Here is a 13,145-nt window from a genome sequence, read left to right as displayed (position 1 = left end):
AAGTAATAAAATAAAAACGAACCATGCTATGCAAAATTATAGTATGTAGACTCTATAGACCGAGACTACTCGGTTTATATTTTTACTAAGATTGTGTGTATAACTGGAATATGTAAATGGAACTTGAAAATTAAATAGAACAGGAGGTGGGTCATTATTGATATTGTAATAACCATCATAGGTATTATCATAGGTATTATTGTCGGAATTGTAGCTGGCTATTATATAAGGAAAAATATTGGTGAACGAAAAATCAAAAATGCCGAAGAATTAGCTATAAAGATTATTGAAGATGCTAATCATGAAGCTGAAACACGTAAAAAAGAGGTTTTACTGGAAGCAAAAGAAGAAGTTCACAAAATAAGAATTGAAAATGAAAAAGAAAATAGAGAAAGACGATCAGAAATACAAAAATTAGAACGTCGCTTAATGCACAAAGAAGAATCTATAGATAGAAAAAGTGAAACTCTTGAAAGAAGAGAAGAAATTCTTAATAAAAAAGAAAAGGAACTAAATGAAAAAGAAATTCTTATAAATGAACTCTATGAAAAGCAAGTAGAAGAATTAGAAAGACTTTCAGGCTTAACCTCCGAAGAAGCAAAAGAATTATTATTAAACGATATTAAAAAAGAAATAGCTCATGAATCTGCCATGATTATTAAAGAAATTGAAGCACAAACTAGAGAAGAAGCTGAAAAAAGAGCACGAGAAATCATTTCATGCGCTATTCAAAGATGTGCTGCAGACCATGTTGCAGAAACAACAGTAACAGTAGTAAATTTACCAAATGATGAAATGAAAGGTAGAATAATTGGTAGAGAAGGTAGAAATATTAGAACACTTGAAACTTTAACAGGAATCGATCTAATAATTGACGATACGCCAGAAGCGGTAGTATTATCTGGATTTGATCCTATAAGAAGAGAAATTGCAAGAATTGCTTTAGAAAAATTAATTGTAGATGGGAGAATACATCCTGCAAGAATTGAAGAAATGGTTGAAAAAGCTAAAGTGGAAGTTGATAATATTATAAAAGAAGAAGGTGAACAAGCAGCATTTGAAACAGGTATTCATAATTTACATCCAGAATTAATAAAGTTACTTGGTAGATTAAAATACAGAACAAGCTATGGTCAAAACGTTTTAAAACATTCTATCGAAGTATCTCATATTGCAGGGGTTATGGCAGCCGAGTTAGGGGCAAATGTTAAAATAGCTAAAAGAGCAGGATTATTGCATGATATAGGGAAAGCCGTAGATCACGAAATAGAAGGTCCTCATGTAGATATTGGAGTAGATATAGCTAGAAGATATAGAGAATCAAAAGAAGTTTTGCATGCTATAGCAGCTCATCATGGAGATATAGAACCTCAGAGTGTAGAAGCTGTTTTAGTCCAAGCTGCTGATGCAATTTCTGCTGCAAGACCTGGTGCAAGGAGAGAGACTTTAGAAGCTTATATAAAAAGGCTTGAAAAATTAGAAGAAATTGCAAATTCATTTGATGGAATTGAAAAATCTTATGCTATACAAGCAGGACGTGAATTAAGAATTATGGTAAAACCTGAAGATGTTAAAGATGACGAAATAGTTCACACTGCAAGAGAAATTGCTAAAAGGATAGAATCCGAATTAGATTATCCAGGACAAATAAAAGTAAATGTTATTAGAGAAACAAGAGCTGTTGAATATGCAAAATAAATTCATTTATCAGGAATTTTTATTTTCATGCATAATAAAAAATATAAATTTTTTATAACTTTTTTAAAATAAAAAAAGGATTTTTGAATTAAATATAGAATATTAATATATACAAAAAATATATTAATATAAGGGGGATGTTTTAATGGATGTGTTAAAAGTATCAGCAAAATCAAGTCCAAATTCTGTAGCAGGAGCACTAGCTGGAGTATTAAGAGAAAAAGGTAATGCAGAATTACAAGCAATTGGAGCAGGTGCTTTAAATCAGGCAGTTAAAGCTGTAGCTATTGCAAGAGGATTTGTTGCACCTAGTGGAGTTGATCTCATTTGCATACCAGCTTTCACTGATGTTGAAATTGACGGTGAAGAAAGGACAGCTATTAAGTTAATTGTAGAACCAAGATAAATTTAGTGTAAAAAAACCTGTTGCTCACAACAGGTTTTTTTATATATATATAATATATTTAATAGTTTAATAATAGTTACTATTATAAGTATTGTAAAAATAAAAATTATAAAAATTGCCTTAATATATTGATGTGTATATAATATAGATTGTATGCAATATTAATTAAAATACTTTTTTTAAAAAAAGGAGAGAATATTTATGATATTTGATCTACACGTACACACTACTTGTTCGGATGGATTATTAACTCCTCATCAAGTAATTGATTTAGCTATAACAAAAAAACTTGATGGCATAGCCATTACAGATCATGATACCGTAGATGCTATAGAATCAGCAATACAATATAGTAAAACAAAAATAAAGTTATATATAATTCCTGGAATAGAATTTAGCTGTATTTTTAAAGATGAAGAAGTACATATATTGGGTTATTTTATAGATTATAAATCACTAAAATTAAAAAAAATTACTGATAGTTTAAAAAACAAAAGGATTTTAAGGGGTATTGAGATGGTTAAAAAAATTAATAAGCTTGGTATGAATATTAGTATAGAAGAAGTGCAAATTGAAGCGGGAAGAAATAATTATATTGGAAGACCACACATAGCTAGAGTTCTCGTAAAACATGGCTTTGTTAATAATATAGATGAAGCTTTTGAATTATATCTAAACAGAGGAAAGGAAGCTTATGTGGAAAAAGAATCATTAAAATTAGAAGAAACTATAGATCTTATTCATGAATTAGAGGGAATTGCTGTATTAGCACATCCTGGATTATTAAATAATTTTAATATAATCACTAGTTGTGTAAATTTAGGAATTGATGGTATAGAAGCCGTACATTCTAGACATAAATCAGAAGATGTAAAGAAATTAATAGATATTGCCAAACAACATAATTTAATAGTTACAGGTGGTTCTGATTGTCATGGCATATTAATCAATGGGGAATATTTATTAGGAAATTATTATGTAAATATAGATTATATCCCAATAATGAAAGGAAGGATATAATGAGTTATAAAAACGAGAGAAATAGGCAGTTCCCATCAAAAATTAGCACTACTTCTTTTGTAAAACTATATATTTTACATTTATTAAGAGATAGGAGTTATTATGGAAATGAAATTATTGAAGAAATAAAAAATCGATTAGATGGCAAATGGGAGCCTAGCCCTGGAATGGTATATCCATTATTAAGGGATCTTGAAGAAAGTGGATATGTTATAGGCTGGTGGGAAGAACCAGATAAAAGATCTATAAGAAGATATAAACTTACTGACAAAGGATATAAACATTATCAAATAATATTGTTACAATATAAACCTGCTTTTGAAGACTCTTTATATATTGTACAATCTGTATTAAAAGATATTTATGGAATAAAATTTTAGATTACATTTAGATCACATAAAGAAGGAAATTTTAAATTTATATAGAAATATATAATATATAAGAATATATAAGAAATATTCAAATGAATAATATTTTAATAAAAATTTGAAATAAAATAAATAATAATATGGAGGGATAATATGAATTTCAATTTATCGAAAAAAGGATTAGAAATATCACCATCTATTACCTTAGAAATAACAGCAAAAGCTAAAGCAATGAAGGCTCAAGGTATAGATGTTATTGGATTTGGAGCAGGTGAACCAGATTTTAATACCCCTGAGAATATAAGAAGAGAAGGTATACGGGCCATAGAAGAAGGTTTAACAAGATATACTCCTGCTTCGGGTATTATTGAATTAAAAGAAGCAGTTTGTAAGAAGTTAAAAAAAGATAATAATCTTACCTACAATACCGACAATATAATTATATCAAACGGTGCAAAACATGCTATATTTAATGCATTAATGGCAATTATAAATCCTGGAGATGAAGTTATTGTAGGTGTACCTTACTGGGTTAGTTATCCAGAATTAATTAAAATTTCCGGTGGAATACCAGTATATATAAAAACAAAAGAAGAAAATGATTTTAAATTTTCTGTATCAGATTTAAATAAGGTATTAACAAATAAAACCAAGGCTCTAATATTAAATAGTCCAAGTAATCCGACAGGAGCTATATATAATGAAAACGAATTAAAAGAAATCGCCAGCTGGGCTATTGAAAACAATATATTCATAATATCGGATGAAATATATGAAAAATTAGTATATGATGATAAACATATAAGTATTGCATCTCTAAACGAAAATATCAAAAACTTGACTGTAGTAATAAATGGTATGTCAAAGGCTTATGCGATGACAGGATGGAGAATTGGATTTGCTGCAGCTCACGAAAAAATAATAAAAGTAATGAGTAATATTCAAAGCCATACTACTTCTAATCCATGCTCTATTTCTCAATATGCAAGTGTAGTAGGATTAATAGGTGATCAAAGTAGTGTAGAGGAAATGAAAAAACAATTTGAGAAAAGAAGAAATTATATGGTTGAAACTATAAATTCAATTAGGGGACTTAGTTGTAAAAAACCAAAAGGCGCATTTTATATAATGGTTAATATTACTCAACTAAAAGGAAAAACTATTAAAGGAATCAAAATAAACAATTCTTTAGATTTTGCAAAGGTTTTATTAGATGAATGTAAAGTAGCAGTTATTCCCGGCATAGGTTTTGGTGATGATAATTATATCAGGCTGTCCTATGCAACATCTATGGATAATATTAAAGAAGGTTTAAAACGAATAAAAGATTTTGTAGAGCAGTTTTAGTTTGATATCAAATAATATTTAATAGAGTAAAATTTTAAAATAAATCGTTTTAATAGAAGTTAAGGTTTACATAAATATATTATGTAAACCTTAACTGTTTATAAAGGGTGTTCTACCTCTTAAACGTTCCTAAAAGACCCTTTAAGTGCCCAGGGGAGTTTTTAAGAGCGATTATCATGGTTCTATACCATTGATATGAGTGTACCTTCAAAATCGTCATAGAACACAAAATAAAAAGTATTTTTTGAGGTTAGTGTATTTTTATATTTTTTTATGAAGTTTTTGTTTATTACATAAATTTAGCATAGAATTGGACTATATTTAAATAAAATAATAAGATGTTCACTAATGTTTATTTAAAAAAATTATAAAACATAAAATAAAAGTATTTCTCTGGGTAGCATTTAGAAATATTCAATAATATATAAATATATAAAGCAGGAGAATTGTATAACACTATTCTAAAAAATATAGATTTTAATGAAATAAAAAACATAGTAAATTTTACGATTGTATATGTATAGTAGAGTATTGTAAACGGCAAGTACTTTTCCTTAAATTTCGGAAAATAATTTTCCCGAACAATTTCCAGTTTCTAATCCTCTAAAAAGGATTTTCTATGTGTAAGCCTATAGCTTTTGCCAGTCATATTAAATAACTCACATTTATAGGTAAGCCTGTCTAATATAGCTGTAGTTAATGCTGGGTCTCCTAATAATTCGTTCCAATCTCCAAAGCCCTTATTTGATGTAATTATAATTGAAGTCTGTTCGTGTAAGGCTGATATTAACTGGAAAAACATATTAGCTTCCTCGCGATTAATTGGTAGATATCCAATTTCATCAATAATTACAAGGTCTGAGGAATGTATTTTATTTATCTTTATCTTACTCTTTCTCATTATATCCTGTGTTTTTAATGAATAGACCAAATTGTCCATTGAGATGAAACTTACCTTGTATCCCATATCTATAGCTTTATAGCCTAATGCTATGGCTAAATGTGTCTTCCCTACACCAGGAGGACCTAGGAAGATAAGATTGTATATCTTATCTATCCAGTCCATTTCTAGAAGCCTGTTTATATGTCTTTTGCTGATAGACTTTTGAAATTCAAAATCAAATTCTTCTATTGTCTTTATTACAGGAAATCCTGCATTTTTTAATCGAGTTTGTTTCTTTCTTTCCTCTTTAGCAATTATCTCTTCATTTAGTATTTTGTAAAGAAATTCTTGATATGATAAATCTTCATTTTCTCCATGTTCTATGAACTCATCTATCTTTTTCTGTAGATTTAATAGCTTTAGTTCTTTGGCATATTCTTTTATATAATCAATTTTACCTATCATCTTATCCCTCCAATGCTTTTACATATTCTGATGTATCCCTAATTTGGGTTTTAATATCATATCTTTGAGGGATAGAAGGGATGTTTTTATTAGCTGTTTCTAGTTTTTGGTTATCTAATTCCTTATATTTCTCACCTAAAAATTCAATTGCATCTCTAAAACTTACAGCACTGAATATCTCTCTTTCTATGCAATATTTAAGAGATTCTTCTATGAGTTTTTTCTCTACATTTTTACAAGTATTGCATATTAAACTGTATTGGTCCCTTATGTATCTTGGTTTTTCAATCCTAATTCTATCGAGAAAAATCTTGGCTTCATTGGTGTTGTTCAGTACATTTAAAGCTTTTTCATATAGTTTGTCTATCTTTAAAGTTTTATCCCTTTCAGGATGATCAATTTGTATTAATTTTCCTTTCAGTATGCACTCCTTATGTTCTGCTAAAATTTTACCTGTATCCTTATCTATTATCTGAATAATACCATCTAAATTACGAACTCCAACTGTTTTTCCTGGTTCATATGTCCCTTTAGGAACTTGATATCTATTTTGTTTATACGAAATGGTGTTGTCTTTTCTTACTGTATAGGTTAAAATTGAATTAGATGGTACATTTCTAAATGTTTGTGATACTGGAAGAAGGTATTTCTTTTCGAGGGAGAATACTTCTTTCGGTATCTTTTTTGTTGTTCCATGAATATTAGCATTTCCTGTTCTATCTAACCACAATAGACAATCTTCATTAAACTTGTCTATATCAACAAAAGTTCTATTCTTTGCAAAATTATACTTTAAATATTTAACAACTGCTTCTATTTTTCCTTTGCTTTCTGGGTCATATCCTCTACACATTCTTACTCTAATTTTCATAAAGTCTTTAAAGTTTTGAAATTCTTCTGTAAAAATTATGTCTCCATAGTTTTCATTAACTGCTAATAGTCTGTCTTGGTCATATACTATTTCGTGGGTTTTACCTCCAAAGTATTCAAAGGCCTTAGTATGAGCATCAATAAAATCTTTCGTTGTAAATGGCTTGTTCTGCCAATAGGCATATTTCATTCTAGAGTGAGACAGTACCATAGCAAAGGCATAAAGTTTAACTCTTTTCCCATCTGCATTGTTAAGCCATATTTGTCCAAAATCAACTTGTGCCTGATAGCCCATTGGAAGTTCTTGCACTGCTTCATGTTGTCTTTTAGATACAACCTTTGGAATATCATATTTATCTCTTATGTATCTTACATAGTTTCTCACACTCCTATCTGTGCATTTAATATCTCCATATCTTTCCTTTAACCAATCCAAAATCTGAGCTGCACTCATGTCTGGAAAATCTCTTAACCAACCTACTATCTCATCTTCATATTCATCTAGTATTTTCTTTCTAACCTTCACTTTTTCCATATTTTCAGCAAACTCCTTTACCTGCATATTCCAGTATTTAGATACAGTCCCATAGTCTAAATCTAAATATCTTGATATTTGAGATTTCTTTAGCCCTAACTCCTTCATGTTTTTAATTTCATTAAACATATGCCAACCCTTCAATCCCATTTTCTATCTACCTCCTGTAAGATATTTTACAGGAAAGTAGATTTGTTTCATATACAACTGGAAAAATTTCAGGATTCTTATTTTCCGAAATCTCATGATTTTATTTTACCACTTACAAGTATATATTGTATAAACCATTCATAACTCATAAACTAAGATATACTGCAGCTACATTAATGTATAAACATGGATCTGAATCAAAACAGATCTAAAATCTAGAATTTTACTATTTCAAAATCACATAAAAGAAAATGTATTAAATAAGAATTTTAAATTTGTTCTTATTCTTAATTCCGACGAACCAATTATAGTAAACAAATATAGTAAACAAAAATAATATTATTATTTTTATAATTTAGAAGGATTTTTTATAACTTATGTCGAATTATATCATTAGTCACAAAATATTTATTTTGTGACTAATGATAAGGCAAATAATAGAAAAGAGGGGTTAAATTGAATGAAATACCTATTATATTAGAAGACTATTTAAATTATATGGAAACTATAAAAGGCACTTCTCCTAGCACTACCAAGGAATACTTTTATGATATACGTACTTTTTTTAGGTTTATTAAAATTCGATATAAATTAGTTGAAAAAGATAAACCTTTTGATCAAATAGATATTAGTGATGTAGATTTGGATTTGATAAAAAAAATTAGTATACAAGACTTACATGCATTTATATCTTTTACTGATAAAAAACTAGGAAATAATAATAATACTAAATCTAGAAAAGTAGCTAGTTTAAAATCTTTTTTTGACTACCTCCACTCTAAGGTAGATTTAATCGATAAGAATCCTGCTATTAATCTAGAATTTCCTAAAACGAATAACAGACATCCCATATACCTTACTCTAGATGAATGTAAGCTTTTATTAAACACTGTACTTGAAAATAAGAATGAATTTTTTAGGAAAAGAGATTATGCTATAATCATGCTTTTTTTAAATTGTGGCTTGCGTTTATCTGAACTATCAAGTATTAATTTAAATCGCATAAAAAAGGATACTTTAACTGTTATAGGCAAAGGAAACAAAGAAAGAACCATTTATTTAAATGATGCTTGCATTAAAGCAATAAATGATTATATTGATGTAAGACCAATTGATGCTATAGATGAAGAAGCACTTTTTTTAAGTAAACGAAAACGCAGAATGAGCAATAGGGCTATACAACATATGATTGATAAGTATTTGGAAAAAGCAGGTTTTGATACTGAAATATACTCTACTCATAAACTAAGACATACTGCAGCTACATTAATGTATAAACATGGAAATGTAGATATTAGAGCATTGCAGGAAATTCTTGGTCATGAAAATGTGTCTACAACTCAGATATATACTCATATTGATGATGAAAGACTTAGACAAGCAGTCCAAAGTAATCCATTAGGTAACATAGATCCTACCACTAAATAATTAAATATTAATTATAGGTCCTATTCTGTTTACTAAATAATAAATAAAGAATTGATAAATATTTAAAAAAGCTAAAAAATTAAGGGGGTTTTCCCCCTTAATTATATCTATTTGGAATTTTTATTACATCTCCTGGATATATATTTACATCCTTCATATTATTAAATTCTCTTAGTTCGTATACCATTTTTCTTATATCATAATCATCTGGCATATGTTTTTTAGCTATATCCCATAGAGTATCACCATATTTCACTTCTACCTCTATATATTTTTCATCATATATAGAGCTGTATGCTTTAGTATTACTAGAAAATATTAAAATTATGTATATTGATAAAACTATTAAAGAGAATAAAAATACAAAGAACCTAAACTTATCAATTACAACATATTTCCTTTTACTTGTTTTATTATACATAATATCACCTCACACATAAGTTCTAAACATTTGTTCGCTATATCCTATAATATCGAAACATTAGTTCTTTGTCAATAGATATTCTTTAATTTTTTTTAAAAAAACGAACCCACGTTTGATTATTGTGTATTCATATGGTATAATTAGTTAAACTAAACGTGCTTTATGATTATAATAATAAAAACAAAATATTACATTTAAATGTGAGGTGTTTACTGTGTATGAAGATTTAAGTCAAAAACAAATTGAAATTTTACATTTTATTAAAAATCATATACAACGTCAAGGTTATCCCCCATCAGTTAGAGAAATTTGTAAAGGTGTTGATTTAAAATCAACATCAACAGTTCACAGGCACTTAGAAATTTTAGAAGAAAAAGAGTATATTAGAAAGGATCCTACTAAACCTAGAGCTATTGAAATATTAAACAGAACTGAAAACTCACTACTCACACCTAAAAAAACTGTAGATATTCCCATTATAGGCAAAGTAACTGCTGGACAACCAATTTTAGCAGTTGAACACATTGAAGATACTTTTCCCATTCCTATTGAAATAGCAGAAAAAGGTTCTCTATTTATGCTCAAAGTCGAGGGAGATAGTATGATAGATGTAGGAATATATAGTGACGATTATGTCCTAGTAAAACAACAAAATGATGCTAAAAATGGTGATATCGTTGTAGCATTAATAGAAGATGATGCAACTATAAAAACTTTTTACAAAGAAAAAGAATATATTCGCCTTCAGCCAGAAAATACTTTGATGGAACCTATATTAGTAAAAAATGTTACAATTTTAGGGAAAGTTATTGGACTTTATAGAAAAATATAATAATCGATAACTTAACGTTTGATCTTAAATAAAGTTACTATTATATTATGGCAAGTTAAGTCATATATCAGTCAACGGTTGCCTTTATGAACTTTTTTACGGTAAAACCAACAAAAAGCTAGTTTATTAATAAACTAGCTTTTTGTTATCAATTAGATTGTTTTTTAATAAATTATTAATAGATATCATAACTCCAAGTTTACAATGTTCATATGTTAGACCACCTTGATAATACGCAAAATATGGTTCTCTCATTGGTCCATCAGCACTTAATTCAATTGATGATCCATCTATAAAACCACCTGCTGCCATTATTACCTCATCTTCATAACCAGGCATGTTCCAAGGAATAGGTGTAACGAAAGAATCCACTACTGATGCTTCTTGAATACCTTTACAAAACTCTATAACTCTATCAGGAGAATTAAATTTTATAGCTTGTATTATATCACTTCTAGCATCCTCTAAATCTGGTATAATTTCAAAACCTAATTGTTTATAAGCAATTCCAACTAATAATGCTCCTTTAATAGCCTCTGCTACTATATGAGGTGCTAAAAACAATCCTTGTAGCGTAGTCCTAGTAGTTCCAAAAGTTAATCCACAATCCTTCCCTAATCCAGGTGCAGTACTTCTATTTGCAATTTGTTCAATTAAATTTGATTTTCCTACTATATATCCACCAGTTAAAGCTATGCCCCCTCCTGGATTTTTTATCAATGAGCCTGCCATTACATCAGCACCTACATCGCTAGGTTCTAGTTTTTCAACAAATTCTCCATAACAATTATCTACCATTATAATAATATCTTTATTATAATTTTTAATTTTATTAATAGCAGTTTTTATTTCATCAATATTTATAGCTTTTCTATCACTATATCCAGTAGATCTTTGTATTAATATAAGTTTTGTAGATTCAGAAATATTCCTTATAGCATTATCTACATCTATCTTCCCATCTTTTAAAGGAATTTCTTTATATTTTATTCCATAATCAAATAAAGTTCCTTGTGTATCTCCTTTTACTCCTATAACTTTTTGTAAAGTGTCATAAGGACTTCCAGTTATAGATAAAAATTCATCATCTGGTCTTAATAACCCTGATAAAGTTAAAGTAATAGCATGAGTTCCAGAAACTATTGTAGGTCTAACTAAAGCATCTTCAGTATTAAATACATGAGAATATATTTCTTCTACCTTATCTCTACCTATATCTCCATATCCGTATCCTGTAGTCCAATTAAAGTCTATTGAACTAAGTCTTGCTTTCTGCATACTATGAATAATTTTAAATTGATTATATTCTTTTATTTTATTAATTTCATTAAATTTATCTTTTATTAAAATTTCTCTACTATTAACATAATTAATAACTTTTGGATTTATATCGTAATGTTTACATAATAATATTATTGTATCCTTGTCCATATTAAAACCACCTTTCTAACATAAATCTAACATAAATACAAAAGCCTCTGAATAAATCAGAGACATTTGTAAGATATAATTATTATTCTTCTATTGATTTATTGTTTAAATCTATGAATTGACTCGGTATAATAGTAGATATTGCATGTTTATATATTAATTGTTGTTTTCCATCACTTTCTAATATTATGGTGTAATTATCAAATCCTCTTACCAATCCTCTTATTTGATATCCATTTACTAAATATACTATGAGATTTATATTTTCTTTCCTTGCCTTATTTAAAAAAATATCTTGTAAGTTAATATTCCCTTTCATACTTGCTTCCTCCTTAATTTATATTTAATGACTTTAATATATAATCGGCTAAATATATACTAATAGAATCAATAGAATCAAATTGATCAACATCAATCCATTTAATTCTATTGTCTCTTCTAAACCATGTTAATTGTCTTTTTGCAAATCTTCTTGTATTTCTTTTAAGTATTTCAATCATTTGATTTAATTCTGTATTTCCTTCTAAGTAATCTATAACTTCCTTATATCCAATACCTTGCATAGAAACAAGGTCTTTTGTATATCCCATATCCATTAACATTTTAACTTCTTCTATTAACCCTTGCTCCAGCATATTATCAACTCTTTTGTTTATGCGAGAGTAAAGTTTGGCTCTATCCATAGTAAAACCAATCATTACCAAATTATATTCCTCTGTTTCTTTTCTAAAATTTTTATTATAATAAGACATAGGCTTACCTGTTTCATGTAATATTTCTAAAGCTCTTATTATTCTTTTTCTATCGTTAACGTTAATACGTTTAGCCGATAAAGGATCAACATTTTTTAATTCTTCATAAATATATTGATTACCGTATTTGTCTGCAATATTGTTCCATTTATTTCTAAACTTTTCATTGGGTTTAACTCTGGCAAATTTTAACTCATATACTATTGAATTAATGTACAGACCAGTTCCTCCTACTATCATAGGGATATTATTTCTATCGTTAATTTGTCGTATATATTCAGATGCTCTTTTTTTAAAATCTGCAACTGTAAACTCTTCATCTGGATAAATTATATCTATCATATAGTGAGGGATATCATCCATTTCATCTTTAGTTATTTTAGCTGTTCCTATATCCATATATTTATATATCTGCATGGAATCGGCAGAAATAATTTCACCATTTATTTTTTTAGCTAACTCTATAGATATACTAGTTTTTCCAACAGCTGTTGGTCCTAATAATACTACCAAATTATCTTTTTCCTTCATTATAT

Annotated in this window: 13 protein-coding genes; 7 read left to right on the top strand and 6 right to left on the bottom strand. The window is 28.1% G+C overall.

The annotated features are described in order from the left end of the window. The first annotated feature begins 153 nt into the window (after positions 1–153). From rny to JL105_RS05080, 5 genes are all read left to right on the top strand, one after another. Positions 154–1,698 (top strand): ribonuclease Y, encoded by a 1,545-nt coding sequence (rny, locus tag JL105_RS05100; RefSeq protein WP_428841439.1) that lies wholly within the window; start codon positions 154–156, stop codon positions 1,696–1,698. 145 nt (positions 1,699–1,843) lie between these two features. Continuing rightward, complete coding sequence (locus tag JL105_RS05095; RefSeq protein WP_132027354.1) at positions 1,844–2,104, top strand: stage V sporulation protein S; 261 nt, start codon at positions 1,844–1,846, stop codon at positions 2,102–2,104. 201 nt (positions 2,105–2,305) lie between these two features. Further along, positions 2,306–3,124 carry a PHP domain-containing protein gene (locus tag JL105_RS05090; RefSeq protein WP_132027356.1) on the top strand — a complete coding sequence of 273 codons (819 nt, stop codon included), beginning with the start codon at positions 2,306–2,308 and terminating at the stop codon, positions 3,122–3,124. Further along, complete coding sequence (locus JL105_RS05085) at positions 3,124–3,504, top strand: PadR family transcriptional regulator (RefSeq protein ID WP_237722314.1); 381 nt, start codon at positions 3,124–3,126, stop codon at positions 3,502–3,504. Before JL105_RS05090 ends, JL105_RS05085 begins: the two co-directional genes overlap by 1 nt. A 141-nt stretch (positions 3,505–3,645) precedes the next feature. Next, on the top strand, positions 3,646–4,839 hold the full coding sequence (locus JL105_RS05080) for a pyridoxal phosphate-dependent aminotransferase (RefSeq protein WP_132027358.1): 1,194 nt from the start codon (positions 3,646–3,648) through the stop codon (positions 4,837–4,839). 595 nt (positions 4,840–5,434) lie between these two features. On the opposite strand, the gene istB is transcribed toward JL105_RS05080, so the two are convergent. Continuing rightward, complete coding sequence (gene istB / locus JL105_RS05075; RefSeq protein WP_202690626.1) at positions 5,435–6,187, bottom strand: IS21-like element helper ATPase IstB; 753 nt, start codon at positions 6,185–6,187, stop codon at positions 5,435–5,437. A gap of 1 nt (position 6,188) precedes the next feature. Continuing rightward, entirely contained in the window at positions 6,189–7,700 is a 1,512-nt protein-coding gene (istA, locus tag JL105_RS05070; RefSeq protein ID WP_420485353.1) for an IS21 family transposase, read from the bottom strand. 498 nt (positions 7,701–8,198) lie between these two features. Between istA and JL105_RS05065 the strand changes: the two genes are divergently transcribed. Continuing rightward, positions 8,199–9,170, top strand: coding sequence for a tyrosine recombinase XerC (locus JL105_RS05065; protein WP_132026246.1), 972 nt, complete (start codon positions 8,199–8,201; stop codon positions 9,168–9,170). Positions 9,171–9,267: 97 nt separating this feature from the next. Here JL105_RS05065 and yneA read toward each other — a convergent pair whose 3' ends face one another. Continuing rightward, complete coding sequence (gene yneA, locus JL105_RS05060) at positions 9,268–9,591, bottom strand: cell division suppressor protein YneA (RefSeq protein WP_132026244.1); 324 nt, start codon at positions 9,589–9,591, stop codon at positions 9,268–9,270. Between the two features lie 217 nt (positions 9,592–9,808). Between yneA and lexA the strand changes: the two genes are divergently transcribed. Further along, entirely contained in the window at positions 9,809–10,426 is a 618-nt protein-coding gene (lexA, locus tag JL105_RS05055; protein ID WP_132026242.1) for a transcriptional repressor LexA, read from the top strand. Positions 10,427–10,552: 126 nt separating this feature from the next. Here the strand turns inward: lexA and JL105_RS05050 are convergent, their stop codons facing one another. The 3 genes from JL105_RS05050 to miaA all read right to left on the bottom strand — a co-directional run bounded on the left by JL105_RS05050 (position 10,553) and on the right by miaA (position 13,140). Next, the gene (locus JL105_RS05050; protein WP_132026240.1) at positions 10,553–11,857 is read right to left on the bottom strand and encodes a methionine gamma-lyase family protein; all 1,305 of its coding nucleotides are present in this window, start codon (positions 11,855–11,857) and stop codon (positions 10,553–10,555) included. Positions 11,858–11,939: 82 nt separating this feature from the next. After that, positions 11,940–12,176, bottom strand: a complete 237-nt coding sequence (gene hfq, locus JL105_RS05045) for an RNA chaperone Hfq (protein ID WP_132026238.1) — start codon at positions 12,174–12,176, stop codon at positions 11,940–11,942. A 13-nt stretch (positions 12,177–12,189) separates the two neighbouring features. Then, positions 12,190–13,140, bottom strand: coding sequence for a tRNA (adenosine(37)-N6)-dimethylallyltransferase MiaA (gene miaA, locus JL105_RS05040; RefSeq protein WP_132026236.1), 951 nt, complete (start codon positions 13,138–13,140; stop codon positions 12,190–12,192). Between the last annotated feature and the right edge of the window lie 5 nt (positions 13,141–13,145).

This window comes from Keratinibaculum paraultunense (assembly GCF_016767175.1).
GTDB classification, from domain to species: domain Bacteria; phylum Bacillota; class Clostridia; order Tissierellales; family Tepidimicrobiaceae; genus Keratinibaculum; species Keratinibaculum paraultunense.
The sequence above is the reverse complement of the archived record's forward strand: the minus strand, read 5'-3'. Positions and strand labels throughout refer to the sequence as shown.